Annotated in this window: 17 protein-coding genes and 1 pseudogene; 4 read left to right on the top strand and 14 right to left on the bottom strand. The window is 61.3% G+C overall.

Features of this window, described 5'->3' with window-relative positions:
- Positions 1–1,503 carry an ATPase domain-containing protein gene (locus AB4O35_RS20650; RefSeq protein ID WP_065873072.1) on the bottom strand — a complete coding sequence of 501 codons (1,503 nt, stop codon included), beginning with the start codon at positions 1,501–1,503 and terminating at the stop codon, positions 1–3.
- A 144-nt stretch (positions 1,504–1,647) separates the two neighbouring features.
- Complete coding sequence (locus AB4O35_RS20645) at positions 1,648–2,703, bottom strand: tetratricopeptide repeat protein (RefSeq protein WP_065945295.1); 1,056 nt, start codon at positions 2,701–2,703, stop codon at positions 1,648–1,650.
- A 217-nt stretch (positions 2,704–2,920) separates the two neighbouring features.
- On the opposite strand from AB4O35_RS20645, the gene AB4O35_RS20640 reads away from it, so the two are divergent.
- Genes AB4O35_RS20640 through AB4O35_RS20625 form a run of 4 tightly spaced genes read left to right on the top strand, consistent with a single transcriptional unit; the run spans position 2,921 to position 6,810 of the window.
- Positions 2,921–3,688 (top strand): SDR family NAD(P)-dependent oxidoreductase, encoded by a 768-nt coding sequence (locus AB4O35_RS20640; RefSeq protein ID WP_065945296.1) that lies wholly within the window; start codon positions 2,921–2,923, stop codon positions 3,686–3,688.
- Positions 3,689–3,700: 12 nt separating this feature from the next.
- Complete coding sequence (locus AB4O35_RS20635; protein ID WP_065873075.1) at positions 3,701–4,885, top strand: acetyl-CoA C-acyltransferase; 1,185 nt, start codon at positions 3,701–3,703, stop codon at positions 4,883–4,885.
- Between the two features lie 12 nt (positions 4,886–4,897).
- A complete protein-coding gene (locus AB4O35_RS20630; RefSeq protein WP_065873076.1) occupies positions 4,898–6,025 on the top strand; it encodes an acyl-CoA dehydrogenase in 1,128 nt (375 codons plus the stop codon).
- Between the two features lie 11 nt (positions 6,026–6,036).
- Complete coding sequence (locus AB4O35_RS20625) at positions 6,037–6,810, top strand: enoyl-CoA hydratase (RefSeq protein ID WP_065873077.1); 774 nt, start codon at positions 6,037–6,039, stop codon at positions 6,808–6,810.
- A 138-nt stretch (positions 6,811–6,948) separates the two neighbouring features.
- On the opposite strand, the pseudogene AB4O35_RS20620 reads toward AB4O35_RS20625, so the two are convergent.
- The 12 genes and pseudogenes from AB4O35_RS20620 to arnC form a co-directional block, all read right to left on the bottom strand.
- Positions 6,949–8,099, bottom strand: a pseudogene (locus AB4O35_RS20620) (acyl-CoA dehydrogenase family protein).
- Positions 8,100–8,102: 3 nt separating this feature from the next.
- On the bottom strand, positions 8,103–9,206 hold the full coding sequence (locus AB4O35_RS20615; protein ID WP_065873079.1) for an enoyl-CoA hydratase/isomerase family protein: 1,104 nt from the start codon (positions 9,204–9,206) through the stop codon (positions 8,103–8,105).
- Between the two features lie 141 nt (positions 9,207–9,347).
- Positions 9,348–10,055 (bottom strand): HPP family protein, encoded by a 708-nt coding sequence (locus tag AB4O35_RS20610; protein ID WP_065873080.1) that lies wholly within the window; start codon positions 10,053–10,055, stop codon positions 9,348–9,350.
- 175 nt (positions 10,056–10,230) lie between these two features.
- Positions 10,231–10,464, bottom strand: coding sequence for a hypothetical protein (locus tag AB4O35_RS20605; RefSeq protein ID WP_065873081.1), 234 nt, complete (start codon positions 10,462–10,464; stop codon positions 10,231–10,233).
- 166 nt (positions 10,465–10,630) lie between these two features.
- A complete protein-coding gene (locus AB4O35_RS20600) occupies positions 10,631–12,253 on the bottom strand; it encodes an ArnT family glycosyltransferase (RefSeq protein WP_065945297.1) in 1,623 nt (540 codons plus the stop codon).
- Positions 12,254–12,256: 3 nt separating this feature from the next.
- Entirely contained in the window at positions 12,257–13,636 is a 1,380-nt protein-coding gene (locus AB4O35_RS20595; protein ID WP_049713316.1) for a UDP-glucose dehydrogenase family protein, read from the bottom strand.
- Positions 13,633–14,034, bottom strand: a complete 402-nt coding sequence (arnF, locus tag AB4O35_RS20590) for a 4-amino-4-deoxy-L-arabinose-phosphoundecaprenol flippase subunit ArnF (RefSeq protein ID WP_065873083.1) — start codon at positions 14,032–14,034, stop codon at positions 13,633–13,635. The genes AB4O35_RS20595 and arnF overlap by 4 nt, the downstream gene beginning before the upstream one ends.
- Positions 14,031–14,378: a 4-amino-4-deoxy-L-arabinose-phosphoundecaprenol flippase subunit ArnE gene (arnE, locus tag AB4O35_RS20585; RefSeq protein ID WP_065945298.1), complete on the bottom strand. Its 348-nt coding sequence runs from the start codon at positions 14,376–14,378 to the stop codon at positions 14,031–14,033. The genes arnF and arnE overlap by 4 nt, the downstream gene beginning before the upstream one ends.
- Positions 14,375–16,030, bottom strand: a complete 1,656-nt coding sequence (gene arnT / locus AB4O35_RS20580) for a lipid IV(A) 4-amino-4-deoxy-L-arabinosyltransferase (RefSeq protein WP_065945299.1) — start codon at positions 16,028–16,030, stop codon at positions 14,375–14,377. Before arnT ends, arnE begins: the two co-directional genes overlap by 4 nt.
- A complete protein-coding gene (arnD, locus tag AB4O35_RS20575) occupies positions 16,027–16,911 on the bottom strand; it encodes a 4-deoxy-4-formamido-L-arabinose-phosphoundecaprenol deformylase (RefSeq protein WP_065880525.1) in 885 nt (294 codons plus the stop codon). The genes arnT and arnD overlap by 4 nt, the downstream gene beginning before the upstream one ends.
- Positions 16,911–18,902 (bottom strand): bifunctional UDP-4-amino-4-deoxy-L-arabinose formyltransferase/UDP-glucuronic acid oxidase ArnA, encoded by a 1,992-nt coding sequence (arnA, locus tag AB4O35_RS20570; RefSeq protein ID WP_065945300.1) that lies wholly within the window; start codon positions 18,900–18,902, stop codon positions 16,911–16,913. Before arnA ends, arnD begins: the two co-directional genes overlap by 1 nt.
- Complete coding sequence (gene arnC, locus AB4O35_RS20565) at positions 18,899–19,930, bottom strand: undecaprenyl-phosphate 4-deoxy-4-formamido-L-arabinose transferase (protein ID WP_065873088.1); 1,032 nt, start codon at positions 19,928–19,930, stop codon at positions 18,899–18,901. The genes arnA and arnC overlap by 4 nt, the downstream gene beginning before the upstream one ends.
- Between the last annotated feature and the right edge of the window lie 115 nt (positions 19,931–20,045).

The raw sequence follows: 20,045 nt of genomic DNA, 5'->3' as shown, positions 1-20,045 counted from the left end.
TCACTCTAACGGGTCCACGAGCAGCGGGGCTTCACTCCCGATGTACGTCGGCACCCCGCGCAATACGCCCTGGAACGACTCGAGTGGGTCACCAACGGCCATGCCGCCGGCGCCGATGCGGTACTCGCGGATGGTCGACTCGTGGGTACCGGTACGTTTCTTGATCACGGAAATAGCCCGTCGGACTTTGCCGAGTGCCTCGAAGTAACGCAACAGGATCACCGTGTCTGCCAGGTAAGTAAGGTCGACGGGCGCCTGCATGTCACCGACCAGACCGTGCTGGGCAACGGTCATGAAGGTCGCGGCACCACGTCGGTTGAGGTAAAGCAACAGTTCGTGCATGTGCAGGATCAGCGAGTTCTCTTCCGGCATGGCGGCCTGGAAACCGTTGACGCTGTCGATCACCACCGTCTTGATGCCGCGTTCGTCCACGCAACGCCGCACGCGGTGAGAAAACTCACCCGGTGACAGCTCGGCGGCATCCACTTGCTCAATGAAAAGATTGCCGGTTGCCTGCAGTGCTGGAAGATCGATGTTCAACTGCCGCATGCGTTCGAACAACAGGCCGAGTTCTTCATCGAAAATAAACAGCGCGGCTTTCTCTCCACGCGACACGGCGGCAGCAGCGAACAGAATCGAAATCAGCGACTTGCCGGTGCCGGCTGGGCCTAGGATTAACGTGCTGGAGCCGGTCTCGATGCCGCCACCCAGCAATGCATCCAATTCGCCAATGCCGCTGGTGAGCGTTTGACGGACATAGCCGGCGCGATGTTCGGCGGCCACCAGTCGCGGGAATACGTGGATGCCATCGCCGGCAATGGTGAAGTCATGAAAGCCGCCGCGGTATTTTTGCCCACGGTATTTGACGACGCGCACCCGGCGCCGCTCGGCACCGTAGACCGGCGTCAGCTCTTCCAGGCGGATAACGCCATGGGCAACGCTGTGTACGGTTTTATCCAGCGCTTCGGTGGTCAAGTCATCCAGCAACAGGACCGTGGCGTCATAGCGCACAAAGTAGTGCTTGATCGCCAGGATTTGGCGGCGATAGCGCAGCGAACTCTGCGCCAGCAAGCGGATTTCCGACAAACTGTCGATCACCACGCGGGTCGGCTTGACCTTTTCCACCACTTCGAATATCTGCCGGGTCGCTTCGCCCAATTCCAGATCGGACGAATACAACAGACTTTGCTGGTGATCAGTGTCCAGAATGCTTTCGGGCGGCGTCAGCTCGAATATGTGAATGTTTTCATCGAGGTCCCAGCCATGGGACTTGGCACCCTGGCGCAACTCGCGCTCGGTTTCCGAGAGTGTGATGTACAGGGATCGCTCGCCGCATTTGGCGCCGTCCTGAAGAAAGTGCAGGGCGACGGTGGTTTTGCCGGTCCCAGGCTCACCTTCGAGCAGGAACAAATGGCTGCGAGACAAACCGCCGGCAAGAATGTCGTCGAGACCGACGATACCGGTGGCTGCTTTGTCACTTGATAGCGCATTGGATGTAGACAAGAAGTGCCCTCAGGTCACATACGAGTAGAGGTGCGCGTTCGTTCGAACGCGCCATATTCTCTTGACCGTTGTGTATTCCGGGGGTTCAACCGTTTCAGGAGGTTTGTGCGGCGCGTCGGCTTTTCAGAACATTTTGCTGAAGCGCTATAGACCTTGTTGCAGCGCCGGATCGTCGGGATTCTGCTGTTCCAGTTGCGCGAGCAGCACTTGCACGTTCTGGAGCTGGCCGCTTTCCTTCCAATAGTTGACCAGCAAAACCCGGGCTTTGCGATTGGCGGGGTGGCGCTGGATGATCTCTTCAAGTTGTCGCTGGGCGGCTTCCAGTTCCTGCTGGGCGTGCAGGGTGGTGGCGAGGTCGTAGCGGTAATCCTGATTGCCCGGTTCCAACTCCACCGCTTTGGATAGACCCAGCAGGGCATAGGGGCGCTCGCCATGGTGCAGCAGCCACATCCCCAACGCGTGTTGCAGATACGCTGATTCCGGGTGCGCCGCCAATTGGCGCGCCAGGAGCTGGCGGGACTCGTCGGTCTTGCCCTGTTTATCCAGCAGCTCGATCTGCGCCACCACGGCTTGCAGGTTGTCCGGCTGCAGCCGCATGGCCTGTTCCAGGGCATCTTGTGCTTGCGGCAACAGTGCGCTGTGAATGTACAGGCGCGCCAGTTGAATCCAGCCTTCAGCCGTTTCGGGTTGGGCCTTGAGCTCTTTCACAAACTCATCCAGCACCTGCTGCAAAGGCCCGAAGTACAGGCCCAGGGTGTCGGGGGACAGACCCAGCAGGGCGTTGGCGGCGGTGAATCGGACAGCTTGTTCGGGATCGTCCAGTACCGGGCCGAGCAACAGCGTGCGCTGGCCGGTGGGCACCAGGCCGACAATGCTGTGGATGGCCGCCTCGCGGACCAGCGCCGATTCGCTGCTCAGGTCTTTATCTGCAAGCTTCAAGGCTTGAGGGCTAGGGTAATTGGGCAGTTCGGCGTGCAACGCCGCGCGGCGCTCGGGCGACAGGTCCGGCCGACCGAGTTGCTGGTACAACACGCGGGCGGCGCCTGGCTCACCGTTGCGCGCCTGTTTCAGGGCTTTGGAGTAACCCTGGGCAATCGCAGGAGGTACGGCCACCGGGGTGGAACGGGTGAAATACCAGATCAGCACAATAGACAACAGGGCGCACAGGCCGATGATGGAGTAACGGCGTGACTTTGACATGCAGGCGTCCGAAAGCGTGGGCAGGAGAGCAAAGCCGTCAGCTTCGGTCAGAGCATGGCAGGTGTCAAACCCGTGAGCAGCATGCGTCCCATCGCTTGTTGAGCGGCGGGGTCGATGACTGGCCAAAACAGTCAGCTAGATTGAAGGTTTTGACCATTGCCGCCCTGGCGCTCCAGAGCGACTATTCCGACCATTCGGACCGTTCAAGGGAACAATAATGCAGATTGAAAACAAGATCTTCCTGGTCAGCGGCGGCGCTTCCGGTCTCGGTGCGGCTACCGCTGAAATGCTCATTGCCGCTGGTGCCAAAGTGATGCTGGTGGACCTCAACGCCGACGCGGTAGCGGCGAAGGCCCAGCAGCTCGGCGAGAACGCCCGCAGTGCAGTGGCAGATATCAGCCAGGAAGCGGCTGCCGAATCCGCCGTGCAGGCCACGGTTGCAGCGTTTGGCGGTTTGCATGGGCTGGTGAACTGTGCCGGCGTGGTGCGTGGCGAAAAAATCCTCGGCAAAAACGGCCCCCACGGGCTGGCGAGTTTTGCCCAGGTGATCAACGTCAACTTGATCGGCAGCTTCAACCTGCTGCGCCTGGCGGCCGCCGCCATTGCTGAAACCGAGGCGAATGACGATGGCGAGCGCGGTGTGATCATCAATACCGCTTCCGTGGCCGCATTCGACGGGCAAATCGGCCAGGCCGCCTACGCCGCCTCCAAAGGCGCTATTGCCAGCCTGACGTTGCCCGCCGCACGTGAGCTGGCGCGCTTTGGCATTCGCGTGATGACCATCGCCCCCGGCATTTTCGAAACACCGATGATGGCCGGCATGACGCCCGAAGTGCGCGACTCCCTGGCCGCCGGCGTGCCATTTCCGCCACGCCTGGGCAAACCCGCCGAATACGCCGCGCTGGTGCGGCACGTTATTGAAAACAGCATGCTCAATGGCGAGGTGATCCGTCTCGACGGCGCCTTGCGCATGGCTGCCAAGTAAGGAGTATTTCCCATGACTGATCCCATCGTTATTGTCAGCGCCGTGCGCACGCCCATGGGCGCGTTCCAAGGCGACCTCAAGGGCCTGACGGCGCCGCAGCTGGGTTCCGCCGCGATTCGTGCCGCCGTTGAGCGTGCCGGTATCGCCAGCGACGCCGTGGATGAAGTGTTGTTTGGCTGCGTGCTACCCGCAGGCCTCGGCCAGGCGCCCGCTCGCCAGGCCGCATTGGGTGCCGGGCTGGACAAGGGCACCCGTTGCACCACCCTCAACAAGATGTGCGGCTCGGGCATGGAAGCGGCGATCCTGGCGCATGATGCGTTGCTGGCCGGCAGCGTCGACGTGGTGATTGCCGGCGGCATGGAAAGCATGTCCAACGCGCCGTACCTGCTGGACCGCGCGCGCAGCGGCTACCGCATGGGCCACGGCCGCGTACTTGACCATATGTTCATCGACGGCCTCGAGGACGCCTACGACAAGGGCCGCCTGATGGGCACCTTTGCCGAAGATTGCGCCTTGCATAACGGTTTCAGCCGTGAGGCCCAGGACGCGTTCGCCATTGCCTCGCTGACACGTGCACAGGAGGCGATCACCCATGGCAGCTTTGCTGCGGAGATCGTCCCGGTGCAAGTCACCGTGGGCAAAGAGCAGAAAACCATCCTGCATGACGAACAGCCGCCCAAGGCCAAACTGGACAAGATCGGTGGCCTCAAACCGGCGTTCCGCGAAGGCGGTACCGTCACGGCGGCCAACTCCAGCTCGATTTCCGATGGTGCGGCGGCGCTGCTACTGATGCGCCAGTCCGAAGCTGAGAAGCGCGGCCTGAAACCTCTGGCAGTGATCCATGGGCATGCGGCATTTGCCGATGAGCCGGGGCTGTTTCCGGTGGCACCGGTGGGGGCGATTCGCAAGCTGATGACCAAGACCGGCTGGAGCCTGGGTGAAGTCGATCTGTTCGAGATCAACGAAGCCTTTGCCGTGGTCAGCCTGGTGACCATGAGTAAGCTGGAAATCCCCCACGCCAAGGTCAACATCCACGGTGGCGCGTGCGCCCTGGGCCATCCAATCGGCGCCTCAGGGGCGCGGATTTTGGTGACGTTGCTCTCGGCCTTGCGCCAGAACGGCCTCAAGCGCGGCGTCGCCGCCATTTGCATCGGCGGTGGTGAAGCCACAGCCATGGCCGTCGAATGCCTGTACTAAGGACTTATCATCATGCTGGCGAATGAAGAACAACTGCAGATCAGCGACGCCGCCCGGCAATTTGCCCAGGAGCGCCTGAAACCCTTTGCTGCCGAATGGGACCGCGAGCACCGTTTTCCCAAGGAGGCCATCAGTGAAATGGCCGAGCTGGGCTTTTTCGGCATGCTGGTGCCGGAGCAGTGGGGCGGGTGCGACACCGGTTACCTGGCCTACGCCATGGCGCTGGAAGAAATCGCCGCAGGCGACGGTGCCTGCTCGACCATCATGAGCGTGCACAACTCGGTCGGTTGCGTGCCGATCCTGAAATTCGGCAACGACCAGCAGAAAGAGCAATTCCTCAAACCCCTGGCCAGCGGCGCGATGCTCGGTGCCTTTGCGCTGACCGAACCTCAGGCCGGCTCCGATGCCAGCAGCCTGAAAACCCGCGCGCGCCTGGACGGCGACCATTACGTACTGAACGGCTGCAAACAATTCATCACGTCCGGGCAGAACGCCGGTGTGGTGATTGTGTTTGCCGTCACCGACCCGGCTGCCGGCAAACGCGGGATCAGCGCGTTTATCGTGCCGACCGACTCGCCGGGCTACAGCGTGGCGCGGGTCGAAGACAAGCTCGGCCAGCATGCGTCTGACACCTGCCAGATTCTCTTTGAAGACCTGAAGGTGCCGGTCGCCAATCGGCTGGGTGAGGAGGGCGAAGGCTACAAGATTGCCCTCGCCAACCTCGAGGGTGGCCGCGTGGGCATCGCCTCGCAAGCAGTGGGCATGGCGCGCGCAGCCTTCGAAGCGGCCCGCGACTATGCCCGCGAGCGCGAAAGCTTCGGCAAACCGATCATCGAGCATCAGGCCGTGGCCTTTCGACTGGCCGACATGGCCACGCAAATCGCGGTTGCCCGGCAGATGGTGCATTACGCCGCCGCCCTGCGTGACAGCGGCAAGCCAGCGCTGGTGGAAGCCTCGATGGCCAAGCTGTTTGCCTCGGAAATGGCCGAGAAAGTCTGCTCGGCTGCCTTGCAAACCCTCGGCGGTTACGGTTACCTGAGCGACTTCCCCCTGGAGCGGATCTACCGCGATGTGCGGGTCTGCCAGATTTACGAAGGCACCAGCGATATCCAGCGCATGGTCATCTCACGCAATCTTTAAGGAGCCGATACATGAGTTACGAAACCATCTTGCTCGAAGTCCAGGGCCGCGTCGGGCTGATTACCCTCAATCGTCCGCAAGCCCTGAACGCCCTGAATGCGCAACTGGTCAGCGAATTGAACCAGGCGCTGGATGGCCTGGAAGCCAACCCCGAAATCGGCTGCATCGTGCTGACGGGCTCGAAAAAGGCCTTTGCCGCCGGTGCCGATATCAAGGAAATGGCCGAGCTGACCTACCCACAGATTTATCTGGACGACCTGTTCAGCGACAGCGATCGCGTAGCCAACCGTCGCAAACCGATCATTGCCGCGGTCAACGGCTTCGCTTTGGGTGGCGGTTGCGAACTGGCGTTGATGTGCGACTTCATCCTGGCCGGTGACAACGCCAAGTTCGGTCAGCCGGAAATCAACCTCGGCGTACTGCCAGGCATGGGCGGCACGCAGCGCCTGACCCGCGCGGTGGGCAAGGCCAAGGCCATGGAAATGTGCCTGACCGGACGCTTCATCGACGCCGTGGAAGCGGAGCGCTGCGGAATTGTCGCGCGTATCGTGCCGGCCGATGAATTGCTGGAAGAAGCGCTGAAAGTCGCCACCCTGATTGCCGGCAAATCAGTGCCGATCAGCATGATGGTCAAGGAAAGCGTGAACCGTGCGTTTGAAGTGAGCCTGTCGGAAGGCGTGCGCTTTGAGCGCCGGGTGTTCCACGCAGCGTTTGCAACGCAGGATCAGAAGGAAGGCATGGCGGCGTTTGTGGCCAAGCGTGCGCCGGAGTTTAAAGATAAGTAACACAATTGTATAAACACTGAAGATCAATATGTGGGAGCGGGCTTGCTCGCGAAAGCGGTGTGTCAGTCGCCATCTTAGTGGCTGATCCACCGCTTTCGCGAGCAAGCCCGCTCCCACATTGGTTTTGTGGTGCGTCAGTCAGATCTGATAATTCTTCAGTTCCCTGGCGATCACCATCCGCTGAATCTCGCTGGTCCCTTCGTAAATCTGCGTGATCCGCGCATCCCGGTAGTAACGCTCCACCGGGTAATCCTCCAAGTACCCATACCCGCCGTGAATCTGCATGGCTGACGAGCAGACTTTCTCCGCCATTTCCGAGGCAAACAGCTTGGCCTGGGAGGCTTCCGACAGGCATGGCTTGCCGGCGCTGCGCAGTCGCGCGGCGTGCAGGATCAGCAGGCGCGCGGCATTCAGCTGGGTTTGCATGTCTGCCAGCAGATTGGCCACGCTCTGGTGTTCGATGATCGCCTTGTTGAACTGCACGCGATCACGGGCATACGCCAGCGCCGCCTCAAACGCCGCACGAGCGATTCCCAATGCCTGGGCAGCAATGCCGATGCGCCCGCCTTCCAGGTTGGACAGGGCAATCGCCAGGCCCTTGCCACGCTCGCCGAGCAGGTTGGCCTCGGGCACCGTGCATTGGTTGAGGGTGACGGCGCAGGTGTCCGAAGCGCGGATACCCATCTTGTGCTCGGTGCGATCCACTACGAACCCGGAGTTGCCGTAGGCACCAGGAACGCCGAAATGCCTTTCTTGCCCAGCTCCGGGTCCGTCACGGCGAACACAATGGCCAGCTTGGCGCGCTTGCCGTTGCTGACGAACTGCTTGGCGCCATTGAGGACCCACTGGCCGTCACGCAGTTCGGCACGGGTGCGCAGGTTGTGGGCTTCAGAACCGGCCTGGGGTTCGGTCAGGCAGAAGCAGCCAATCGCTTGGCCGCTGGCCAGGTCCGCCAGCCAGGTTTGCTTCTGTGCATCTGTGCCGTAGTTGAGGATTGGTCCGCAACCCACTGAATTATGGATACTCATCAATGCGCCAGTGGCACCGTCCCCGGCGGAAATTTCTTCCACGGCGAGGGCGTAGGCGACGTAATCGACATACGTACCGCCCCATTCTTCCGGCACCACCATGCCCAGCAGGCCCAGTTCGCCCATCTTCGCCACCAGGGTGTCGTCGATCCAGCCGGCTTTCTCCCAGGCTTGCGCGTAGGGGGCGATTTCGCCACGGGCAAAGTCGCGCGCCATGTCGCGGATCATCACTTGTTCTTCTGTGTATTCAATGTCTTGCATGGCTTAGTTCGCAACCTGCTTGAAGTGATGAAAGAAGCTTTCTACATGGCTGGGCGCCAGCCCATGCAGGGTTGGCGGGTTCCAGCGGGGGCTCTTGTCTTTGTCGATGATCAGGGCGCGAACACCTTCGATCAGGTCGCCGCGCTCGAACCATTGCCGGTCAAGGTGCAACTCCAGGGCAAAACATTGCTCCAGGGGCAGGCGGCGGCCGCGACGTAACATTTCCAAGGTGACGGCCATGGCCAGCGGCGAGCGGGTTTTCATCAGGTTGGCGGTGGTCAGCGCCCATTCGTGGCTATCGGCGACGGTGACTTCCTGAAGCTGCTCAACGATGCTCGGTACATCCGGCAGCGCGAAGAAGTGGTCGATGGCCGTGCGCAAAGCGGCCAGCGGTGGGTCGGGCAGTTGCTGCACAGCCAGTTTGGCGAGCACGCCTTGCAGGTCTTTAAGTGGTGAGTCATGCCATTGCAGGCGATCAAGCTTCTGGTCCAGCTCGGCGAGCTTCGCGCTGTCGAGATACCAGTCTGCCAACCCGCAATACAACGCATCGGCTGCGCGGATCTGCACCCCGGTGACGCCCAGGTAGGTGCCCAGCTCGCCGGGGATACGCGACAGGAAATAACTGCCGCCCACGTCAGGGAAGTAACCGATCGCCACTTCCGGCATCGCCAGGCGACTGCGTTCGGTGACGACGCGCAAATCGGCGCCCTGCACCAGGCCCATGCCGCCGCCCAGGACAAACCCGTCCATCAGTGCCAGCACCGGTTTGCGGTAATGGTGAACGGCCAGGTCCAGCGCGTATTCCTCGACAAAAAAGTCTTGGTGCAGGCTGTCGCCGTTCTTGAAGCTGTCGTATAGGGAACGTATATCGCCGCCGGCACAAAAGGCCTTCTCGCCCGCACCGCGCAAGACCACGGCGTGCACCTGGGGGTCATCGGCCCACGCCTGCAGTTGGGACGCTAGGCGGCGCACCATGTCCAGGGTGATGGCATTCAAGCCGGCGGGGCGATTGAGGGTGAGGTGGCCGATATGGTTGCGAATCTCGGCGAGCACTACGTCCTGATGCGTATCTGCGTGGCTTGCCTCGGTTGAAACCTGAGCAGTCATCGATAACTCCCTGCTTTTATTGTTCTTTATCAAGATGTTCGCGAACGAAACATCCCTTGATCGTACCAGTGCAAATTTGCCCAGTACAACCTTCAATCATGCAGGTCGTTTTTGCATTTATGCAGCGAGTGGGTGACGGCCTCAAGGCACCCGACTGGCCAGCACTTCACCAATACTGCGGCGCCTGGCGTGGGTTTCCGCTGCGTGGATCAGTTGTTCCAGCGCTGTGGGCTCCACGTCATAGAATTGCTCCATTTCGGCCAGCGCGAGTTTTAAATCGGCGGCGGTAATGGCGGGGTCTCGATCAGCGTTGGGGTAGGGCAAAAGGGGGGCCGGTGATTCGGCGGCTTTCGGATAGCGCGTGCGCGTAGCGTTGTTATAGGCCAGTGCGCAGGTCAACAAGGCGCCGGCTCCGAGTAGCACCGCGCCTAACTCATACCAACCCAGTGCGGCGGACGCCGGGTCAGCCAATACCAGCGTCATGGCTAGGCCACCGGCCGGCGGGTGCAGGCAGCGCAGCCAGCACATCAGCACCACCGTCATGCCCGCCGCCAAGCAGGCGCCACCCAGGGACGGGCCGAGAACTCGGGTCACCAGCAGGGCGACGACACCCGCGCAAAGGTAGCTGCCGATGATCGACCAGGGCTGCGCCAATGCACCCGATGACACGGCGAACAGCAACACGGCCGAAGCGCCAAGCGGGCCGAGCAGGTGCAATGCGACCTCCATGCCAAACACTTGGGCACATAGCCAGACACTGAAGAGTGTGCCCACGGCCATGCCAATGGCAGCACGGCTCCATTCGGTGGGGCGGGTGTTGATTGCAGCGGGGAGCCAGCGAGCGAGCATTGAAAGGGAGTCCATAAACAGCGGGCAAAAAAAAGGCTTGTCTGGTCGCCCGGAAAAGCCCTTTGAGCGTTCCAACCGTTGGGGGAAAGAACCTCTGCAGTGTGCCGACCCTGGAGAAAGGGTGCCAATGCATATTAATGAAGCTTGAGTGCAAGAATAATGAATTGTAACGGCGTTAATTGGGCAGAGAGCAACAGACCTTACCGAGCACGCGATTACGGGTTTCTTCGTCCAAAAAACGTCTGTGAAGGTTTTCCTGTAACCCCGGTTCACTGGCCAACGGTCCTTTCAATGCCACCAAGGCATCGCGCAACCCCATCAGCCGGTCCAAAGGCAGCTTGGACACGTAGCCGGCCTGCACTTCGGCACGGGTCAGGGCAGGCTTATCAAGCGAAACATGATCTGGCACGGTGTTGTCCTCTCGTCCTTGTTATGACCCATGACCTGTGGCGGTAAATAAATACCGCACCCAGGCGAGTTTACAGTCGGGTTTTGGGCGCAGGAAAGGGAAAAGGCACCAGCCATTACGTAAAGCTACGTAGGAGTTTTCTGCGCCGGGAGCGCCGGCGCAGGGGTCAAGGTTGCGCGGTTTTCGCCAGGTGCAGGAGCACGTAAGGGTTGCGGTTGAATTCGCCGGTCAGGGTTGGGGTAATGGAACGAAAGCGCGGGTCCGTCAAACCTTCGTAGTCCGCAGCGCTCATCACCAGCCAAGCGGGCCCTTGGATCGGCTTCAAGTCGGCCGCTTGCTGGGTGAACAACGGCACTTGGTCGCAGTCGACGTTGACCATGTATTTGATGGCCTTGGCGTCCTTGCCCAAACCGTGCAAAACCACCGGCGCCCGTTGTTGCATCACCTGCTCATGGACCTCAAGGGTAAAGGTGCGGGTGTCGTAGACACTGCGTTCCAGCGGTTCGACCACCAGAATATAGGTGGCCCAGACCGCCAATACGGCTGTAAACGCTGGCCCGACCGGGCGCAGCCGCGTCTTGAACAACGCCAGCAGCGCCAGGACCTGCAGCCCCCCAAGCACGCCGTACACCCAGTCAAGATGGCTCATTTGTTCCGGATAGCGCGGTCTCGCGAACAGCAACCCGGCAATCAACAGCGTCGGTAACACCGTCCAGATACCCAGCATCAACCCGCGCAGCCAGGCGAAGAGGCGCCCGTGCGCCACGTGGAAGGGATACGCCGCAATAATTGCCGCCATGGGCAACATCGGCAGTACATAGCGCGCCTTTTTTGCCTGGGGAATCGACAGGCCAAGCATCACCAGAAGCCCCGCGGCCGCGCAGTACCACACCAACTGCAACGCCGGCCCTGGGGCACGCCGCCCGCTGATCAGCATCGCCAGCAGCACCAACACTGCCATCGGGTACGCCATGGCATAGTTGCCCAGGGAACTGGTGAAGTAATACAACACGCCACTGGAGCCTTCGCTGCCATCCATGCGTCCGAGGAACTGCATGCGGATCACGTCCTGCATGAAGCCTTCGCCACCACTCAGCTTGGCCATCAGCAACAACAGGCCAACACACGCCCCCAGTAACGCCAGCGCGAGTAAGCCGAAGCTGAACAGCTGGCGCCATTGCCGGTTGATCAGGTAGTAGCTGCACAACACGCCAGTGGGGATGACCAGGCCAATCGGCCCACGCACCGCAAAGCCGACAATCAGCAGCAGGTACAGCCAGTGCAGGCGTTTTCCCGCACCGAAGTGGTCATGGGCATAACCCAGGTAGAACACCGCCAGGGAGATCGCGGCCAGCATCTGGTCGAGGGACACCGAGCGGGTTTCGCTGATAAACGTGCTGCTTAGCAAGAGTAGTGCAATGCTCAGCAGGCCCCAGCGTTGGGAGTGGGGCGCGGTCAGGCGATACACCAGGGTAACGATAAACGCCGAGGCAATCGCCGTGGGCAGCCACGCGGTGAGGCTGGTGACCTGGCCCAATGGCAAGGACAGCAACCACGTCAGCAGCGTCGACGTAGCCAGGTAATCCGCATAGGGCTGCCCGTACGTGGTGGGGAAAAAGCTAGGCCCATGGCGCAACATCTCCTGGGCGAACACCACGAAGCGTGAGTCGAAGCCAATAATCGCCTGGTGCCAGCTGCCGGCAATAAACAGCAACAACGCCAGCAACCCCACACCAAGGGATTGGCGACGGATCGTTGGGTTTAACAAGGGCGGTCGAGCTTTGTTCACGTCTCAGGCTTCCACGACCTGTGGCAGCCACTGCTGCTGGGGGATCGGCAAGTTGCACGAGTCGCCGCGGCCAATCGGGTAGTACTGGAAGCCTTTGCGCGCCAGGCGTTCGCCGTCGTAGAGGTTACGACCGTCAAAGATCACCGGGGTTTTCAGGCGTTGGTGGATCAGGTCGAAGTCCGGCGCCTTGAACTGTTGCCATTCGGTGCAGACGATCAGCGCATCGGCCCCACCCAGGGTCGACTCCGGGGTGCCCATCAGCATCAGTCGTGGGTCATCGCCGTAGAGGCGCTGGGTTTCTTGCATGGCTTCCGGGTCGAACGCACGCACACTGGCGCCGGCGGCCCACAACGCTTCCATCAGCACCCGGCTTGGCGCATCACGCATGTCGTCGGTGTTGGGCTTGAACGCCAGGCCCCACAGGGCAAAGGTCTTGCCGCGCAGGTTGCCCTTGAAGTACGCATTGACCCGTTCGAACAGCTTGCTCTTCTGGCGCTGGTTGATGGCTTCCACCGCCTCAAGCAGGTCGCTGGAGCAGTTGGCTTGCTTGGCGCTGTGGATCAGGGCGCGCATGTCTTTGGGGAAGCATGAGCCGCCGTAGCCACAACCGGGGTAGATGAAGTGGTAACCAATGCGCGAGTCGGCGCCGATGCCAAGACGCACGGCTTCGATGTCCGCGCCCAAGTGTTCAGCCAGCTCGGCGATCTGGTTGATAAAGCTGATCTTGGTCGCGAGCATGCAGTTGGCGGCGTATTTGGTCAGTTCGGCGCTGCGCAGGTCCATGAAGATGATGCGGTCGTGGTTGCGATTGAACGGCGCGTACAGGTCACGCATCACATCGCGTACTTCTTCGCGCTCGCAGCCGATGATGATGCGGTCCGGGCGGCGGCAGTCGGCAACGGCCGAGCCTTCCTTGAGAAATTCCGGATTGGAGACGATGTCGAACTCCAGGTGCCGGCCAGCCAGGTGCAGGGCTTTCTCGATATGCGCACGCAGGGTGTCGCCGGTGCCGACGGGCACGGTGGACTTTTCCACCAGGATTACCGGTTCCTTGCGGTGACGGGCCACTGCATCGCCGACTGACAGCACGTACTTAAGGTCAGCCGAGCCGTCTTCATCCGAAGGCGTGCCCACGGCGATAAACAGCACTTCACCATGCTCGACGGCCAGCTTTTCATCAAAGGTGAAATGCAGGCGCCCGCTCTCCAGGTTTTCCTTCACCATCGCCGCCAGCCCCGGCTCGAAGATGCTCACATGGCCTTGCTGCAGCAGCTTGACCTTGTTCTGATCGACGTCCATGCAGATGACATCGTGACCGACTTCGGCCAATACGGTGGCCTGCACCAGGCCGACGTAACCACTACCAAATACACTGATTTTCATGGGGCATTCCTGGGACTTGTAGCGCTAGCACGACGAGAGTTGATAACCAGCACACCGAGGATGACAAGCGCCACCCCCAGGGTTTTTGAAACGGAAAAATCTTCGTTGAACATCGGTAGGCTCGCCGCCAGCAGGTACACCAGGGCGTAGCTGATGCTCAACAGCGAATAGGCGCGGCCCAGCGGCAGGTGCTTGAGCGCGCCGAGCCAGCAGAGCATCGACAGCGCGTAGGCCAGGATCGCCAGGACGACGACGCCGAGGGCACCGAGGTCGATGCTTGCCGTGAACCATTCATTGGGCTGCGGCAGGCGCGTCATGCTCCAGCGCATGCCCAACTGGGCAGCACTGACCAGGCCGACGCTGCCCAAGGCCAAGGCAAAACCTTGTACCCGGCTCATACGTGGCGCCCCAGCAGCACGACACCACCGATCACCAGCGCCACGCCCAGCCAGTGACGGCCGTCGATGGGCTCATGAAACACAAACCGCGCCACCAGTGTGACCAGTACGAAATTCAGGCTGAGCATGGGGTAGGCAATGCCCACTTCAAGGCGCTGCAGCACCAGCAGCCACACCAGCAGGCCCAGGCCCAGGCACACCAGCGCCGACCACAACCACGGCGAGCGCAGCTTTAACGCCCAGCCATGCGGCAGGTCGCGCCAGCTTTCCACGGCGAACTTCTGTGAGACCTGGCCCATGCACGTCAGCAGGCAGGCGGCCAATAACAGCAGCAGGGTGATCATGGATTCACCTGCGGGAAGATCAGAATCACGATGTTGCCTTGCTCATAGCGCTTGCCGTCAGTCGGCAGCAAGGCGACTTCGGCGATTTCATCGTCACCTTTAACGCGTATCACCACGCCGACCGGACCTTTCTGGCGCGCATCGCTCATCCATTGCTGGACTTGGGTGGTGTCTATTTTGTGGTGGCCGGCATCCGGGTAGGCGAGGCCGTATTTGACTTCGCCGACGGTGTTATAGAGCGTCACGTCCGGGCGTGCCAGGCGCCACGACAGCGCCGACGCCGCGCCCAGGTCATTGCTGAGCAACGCGGTGGCGGGTTGCAGTTCCTGCAGGTGGTCGATGATGAATTGATCCGGGGTCTTGTTGTACACCACCGAGTGCGGCAACGCGGCCGGCAACAACGCGACCATCAACCAGCTGCCGAGTATGGGGGCAGCCCACAAACGCAATGGCTGCGCGGCCTGCAGTAAGTTGACCAGGATCCAGCCGAACAGGAAGGTGAACACCAGCACCAGGCTGAGGGTTTCCTGGCCGTGCGCGTACACCGGTTTTTTCAGTTGAAACCAGCTCAGCGCCAGCAGCACCACTACACCAATGACGAGGTTCAGCCAGCCGTTGATCCGCAATGCCCGGTAGCGGCCCTGGGCCAGCTTGTCGGCCAGGGTATTGCCCATCAGCAAGGCCAGCGGCAGCAGGCACGGCATGATGTAGGAGGGCAGCTTGCCCTTGGCCAGGCTGAAAAATGCCAGGGGCATCAGCAGCCACAGCAACACAAAGCCGATTTTCGCGCTGCGCTTGTCCAGCCACGCCTGTTTCAAGGTGGACGGCAACAGGGCGACCCACGGCAGGCTGAACGCAACCAGCAACGGCAGGTAGTACCAGAACGGCTCGGCGTGCTGCGCATCGTCGCCGGCGAAGCGTTGGATATGCTCGTGCCAGAAGAAGAAGTTCCAGTAGTCCGGCTCTTGCAGGTGCACCGCCAACGCCCACGGCACGCTCACGACGATCGCCACGATCACGGCGACCACGCCGTAACCCAGCAGCTCACGCAAACGCTTTTGCCAGATCGCGTAGGGCAGGGCGATCAACACCGGCAGCAGCCAGGCCAGGAAACCCTTGGTCATAAAGCCCATGCCACAGGCCAGGCCGAGTAGCGCCCAGGACCCGAGACGACCATTGCGAGTGGTGCTGTCGAAGCAGAACCACAAGGCCACGCCGGCCAGGTTCACCCAGAAGGTGAATTGCGGATCGAGGTTGGCGTAACCACCCAGGGCTGCAACGCTGATAAAGCTCATGTAGAGCACGGTGCTGACCAGGCTTTTTTGCGGGTCGTTCCACAAGCGGCGGCTGACCAGATAAACCAGCACAATGCTCAGGCCGGTGCTCAAGGCCGACGCAAACCGCACGCCAAACAGGTTCTGCCCGAAAATCGCCTGGCCCAGCGCGATCATCCAGTAGCCCGCTGCAGGCTTCTCGAAGTAGCGAATGCCCATGAAGTGCGGCGAGGCCCATTTGCCGGTCAGCAGCATTTCCTGGCTGATCTGCGCGTAACGGGTTTCATCCGGAATCCACAGCCCGTGAGTGGCCAGCGGCAGCAGGTAAAACACGCCAAACGCCAACAAGAGCAAAGGCAGGGCCATGCGACGGATCATGCCTGCTGCACTCCGAGCCAACCTTCACGGCCACTCAAGGTGCCGCGCACCAGTTGTTGCTGGGGCAGGGTGGTCAGGTCGCTGGGCAGCAAATCGCCCAGCGGCTTGAAGTCGATGCCGCGCTGCGCTGCCTGGGCGAGCAAGTGGCGAAAATCATTGGCCATCAGAATCCCTTCTACTTCTGCGTGGATCGTGTAGACGTTGAGCTTCGACGCGGCAAAGCGGTCGAGAATGAACGCATTAAAGTCTTGGGTAGACACCACCGGCCCGACGACTTCGTCGAAGGTCGGCAGGTCTACCGGAATTTGTGGGGTACCCGCGCTGCCATCGGCCAAGGTAGGACGAAACAGGCTGGTGCCCCGGCAATCGCTGTTGTAGCGAAAGTTGAAGCCTTGCTTGGCTTGCACCACGCGCTCGTCCGCACGCCAACCGGCGGCGGCCGAACAGTCGACGCGTTCGCCGAGGATATCGCTGAGGGTGTCGACGCCACGACGGATCTGTTCGACCAGCTGTGCTTCACTCCAGCGCCCGGTGTTGGCCTGCCAGCCGTGGTGATCCCAGGCGTGCAGGCCGACTTCATGCCCCGCCGCCTTGGCCTGGCGCATCAAATGCCCCAGGTCACGGCCGATCGGCTTGCCCGGCCAGGCGGTGCCGGCCAGCAGGATATCCAGGCCATACAGCCCGACGGCGTTGGAACGCAGCATCTTCCACAGGAATTGCGGGCGGATCAGGCGCCACAGGTGGCGCCCCATATTGTCCGGCCCGACACTGAAGAAGAACGTCGCTTTCACCCCCGCTTCATCCAGGGTTTCGAGCAACCGCGGCACACCTTCACGGGTGCCACGGTAGGTGTCGACGTCGATGCGCAAGCCTGCCTGCATTAGTGCTTATCCGCGATTTCAAGCATGGCTTCGCGCAGGAAGAAGTCCAGCGTGTTGCCGATGGTTTCGCTCATCTCTACGGTTGGCTCCCAGTTCAGCAGGCGCTTGGCGTTTTCGATGCTTGGCTTGCGGTGCGCCACGTCCTGGTAACCGGTGCCGTAGAACGCCTTGCTCTCAACGTCGCGGAAACCGGCGAACGGCGGGAAGTTGCCACGCAACGGGTGCGCTTCGAACTGACGCAGCAGCTCTTCGCCCAACTGCCGGATGCTGGCTTCGTTTTCCGGGTTGCCGATGTTGATGATCTGGCCGTTGCACGCGTCGTTGTCGTTATCAATGATGCGTGCCAGGGCTTCGATGCCGTCGGCGATGTCGGTAAAGCAGCGCTTCTGCTCGCCACCGTCGAACAGGCGGATCGGCGTGCCTTCCACCAGGTTGAGGATCAGCTGGGTGATGGCGCGGGAGCTGCCGATACGTGCCGAATCCAGGCGGTCCAGGCGTGGGCCCATCCAGTTGAAGGGACGGAACAGGGTGAAGTTCAGGCCCTTGGCGCCGTAGGCCCAGATCACGCGGTCCAGCAGTTGCTTGGAGACCGAGTAGATCCAGCGCTGCTTGTTGACCGGGCCGACCACCAGGTTCGAGGTGTCTTCGTCGAAGTACTGGTCCTGGCACATGCCATAGACTTCGGAGGTCGACGGGAAGATCACGCGTTTGTTGTACTTGACGCAGTAGCGCACCAGCTTGAGGTTTTCTTCGAAGTCCAGTTCGAACACGCGCAACGGGTTGCGGGTGTATTCGATTGGGGTGGCGATGGCCACCAGCGGCAGGACCACGTCGCACTTCTTGATGTGGTACTCGATCCACTCGGTGTGGATGCTGATGTCGCCTTCCACGTAATGGAAGTTCGGGTGGCTGCGCAGGCGCTCGATGGCGTCGGAGCCGATGTCCAGGCCGTAGACTTCGTAACGGTCGTCACGCAGCAGGCGCTCGGACAGGTGATTCCCGATAAAGCCGTTCACACCCAGGATCAGCACGCGGGTACGGCGTGGCTTGCGGCCGGACTCGGCGCCGCGCAGCACGGAACCGTCGACCAGGCCCAGTTCGTTGGCCAGGGACGGGCCGGCCAGGTACAGGCCGTTGTCGTTGCGCTGGCCGAACTTGATCACCAGTGAGTCTTCGCCGCAGGCAATGCGCAGCGGGTTGACGCTGATCACTCGGCCCGGCGCCAGGCCTTCGTTGCCCTTGAGCACTTCGGCTTGCCACACGATCAGCTTGTGCTCGCCCACGGCGCAGAAGGCGCCAGGGTACGGTTGGGTGACAGCGCGAACCAGGTTGAACAATTCGTCAGCCGGTTTTTTCCATTCCAGTTTGCCATCGGCGGCGGTGCGGCGGCCGAAGTAGGTGGCCTGGCTTTCGTCCTGGGCAGTTTCAGCGAGTTTGCCGGCGGCCAATTGCGGCAAGGCATCGCGCAGCAGGTTGCTGGCAGCGTCGCGCAGTTTGGCGTGCAGGGTCAGGCCGGTGTCGCTGCGCTCGATGAGGACTTTTTGCTGGGCCAGGATCGCGCCGGCATCGGCACGCTTGACCATGCGGTGCAGGGTCACGCCGGTTTCGGTCTCGCCATTGACCAGCACCCAGTTGGCCGGGGCACGGCCACGGTACTTGGGCAGCAAGGAGCCATGCAGGTTGAACGCACCTTTGCGCGCGGTGGCCAACAGTGGCTCGCTCAGCAGGTTGCGGTAGTAGAACGAGAAGATGTAGTCCGGGTTCAGCTTGGCGATACGCTCGATCCACAGCGGGTGGTTGGCGTCTTCCGGGGCGTGCACAGGAATACCGTTGCGCGCACACAGTTGGGCGACGGAACCGTAGAAGTTGTTTTCCTTCGGGTCATCGGCATGGGTGAACACGGCAGCAATTTCGTAACCGGTATTGAGCAGCGCTTCAATCCCTGCACAACCAATGTCGTGGTACGCGAATACAACAGCTTTTGAACTCATGATTGGACCTGATCAGCAGAAGTAGAGGTATGGGAGGACACCAGGCCGTCAACGACGACCACCGGAGCCGGTGCTGCCGGCGTGTTGCGCAGCACTTTTTCGATAAAGAAGCGTGGGCGGGCACGCACGTCGCTGTACATACGGCCCAGGTATTCACCCAAGAGCCCCATGCCGATGAACTGGCCGCCGGTGAACACGAACAGCACCGCAAACAGCACGAACAAGCCATCGCCGGCCCAGTCGGCACCGAACACCAGGCGCAAGATGATCAGGGCGAAGGCGAACAGCATGCCCAGCGCCGCCAGGCTGAAGCCGACGATGGACAGCAGGCGCAGTGGGGTCGTGGTCATGCAGGTCAGCAGGTCGAACATCAGGCTGATCAGGCGCATGGCGCTGTATTTGGATTCGCCGTGTTCGCGCTCGGCGTGGTGTACCAGGATTTCCGTGGTGTGGCGGGCAAAGCCGTTGGCCAGGATCGGGATAAAGGTACTGCGTTCGCGGCAGGCGAGCATTGCATCGACGATGGTGCGGCGGTAGGCACGCAGCATGCAGCCGTAGTCGGTCATGGCCACGCCGGTGGAACGTTGTACGGCCAGGTTGATCAGGCGCGAAGGCCAGCGGCGGAAGGCCGAGTCCTGGCGGTTGTTGCGCACCGTGGCGACCACGTCGTAACCCAGGGCGGCTTGTTCTACCAAGCGCGGGATTTCTTCGGGCGGGTTCTGCAGGTCGGCGTCGAGGGTAATCACCACTTCGCCCCGGCACTGCTCGAAACCGGCCATGATCGCCGCATGCTGGCCGTAGTTACGGTTGAGGATCACCGCCACCACGTTGCTGCCGTCTTCAGCGGCGGCGTCTTCCAGCAATTGGGCCGAATTGTCGCGGCTACCGTCATCCACCAGGATGATTTCGTATTCGTAGGCCAGTTGCTTGCAGGCTGCCGTCGTGCGACGCAGCAATTCAGGCAGGCTCTCTTGTTCGTTGTAGACCGGGATAACGATCGACACGCAATGAATAGGGTAGGGTTTCAAAGATTCATGACCTCGGGGTTAGAGCAACTTGGAGCGTGGAAACAGCAGCTGTCATTGGGCAAAAGCCCGGTCCGCAGATTTAGAAGCGGCGCCAAAGGTGAAGCATAATCAATAG

The sequence above is a fragment of the Pseudomonas sp. H1_A03 genome, from assembly GCF_054685145.1.
Note: the sequence above shows the minus strand (reverse complement) of the source record. Positions and strands in the feature narration are given on the sequence as shown.

Excerpts from the sequence above, each read along its gene's own strand:
- AB4O35_RS20645 (WP_065945295.1), bottom strand. The coding sequence starts at position 2,703 with ATGTCAAAGTCACGCCGTTACTCCATCATCGGCCTGTGCGCCCTGTTG.
- AB4O35_RS20640 (WP_065945296.1), top strand. The coding sequence starts at position 2,921 with ATGCAGATTGAAAACAAGATCTTCCTGGTCAGCGGCGGCGCTTCCGGT.
- AB4O35_RS20635 (WP_065873075.1), top strand. The coding sequence starts at position 3,701 with ATGACTGATCCCATCGTTATTGTCAGCGCCGTGCGCACGCCCATGGGC.
- AB4O35_RS20630 (WP_065873076.1), top strand. The coding sequence starts at position 4,898 with ATGCTGGCGAATGAAGAACAACTGCAGATCAGCGACGCCGCCCGGCAA.
- AB4O35_RS20625 (WP_065873077.1), top strand. The coding sequence starts at position 6,037 with ATGAGTTACGAAACCATCTTGCTCGAAGTCCAGGGCCGCGTCGGGCTG.
- AB4O35_RS20615 (WP_065873079.1), bottom strand. The coding sequence starts at position 9,206 with ATGACTGCTCAGGTTTCAACCGAGGCAAGCCACGCAGATACGCATCAG.
- AB4O35_RS20610 (WP_065873080.1), bottom strand. The coding sequence starts at position 10,055 with ATGCTCGCTCGCTGGCTCCCCGCTGCAATCAACACCCGCCCCACCGAA.
- AB4O35_RS20595 (WP_049713316.1), bottom strand. The coding sequence starts at position 13,636 with ATGAAAATCAGTGTATTTGGTAGTGGTTACGTCGGCCTGGTGCAGGCC.
- arnF (WP_065873083.1), bottom strand. The coding sequence starts at position 14,034 with ATGAGCCGGGTACAAGGTTTTGCCTTGGCCTTGGGCAGCGTCGGCCTG.
- arnE (WP_065945298.1), bottom strand. The coding sequence starts at position 14,378 with ATGATCACCCTGCTGCTGTTATTGGCCGCCTGCCTGCTGACGTGCATG.
- arnT (WP_065945299.1), bottom strand. The coding sequence starts at position 16,030 with ATGATCCGTCGCATGGCCCTGCCTTTGCTCTTGTTGGCGTTTGGCGTG.
- arnD (WP_065880525.1), bottom strand. The coding sequence starts at position 16,911 with ATGCAGGCAGGCTTGCGCATCGACGTCGACACCTACCGTGGCACCCGT.
- arnA (WP_065945300.1), bottom strand. The coding sequence starts at position 18,902 with ATGAGTTCAAAAGCTGTTGTATTCGCGTACCACGACATTGGTTGTGCA.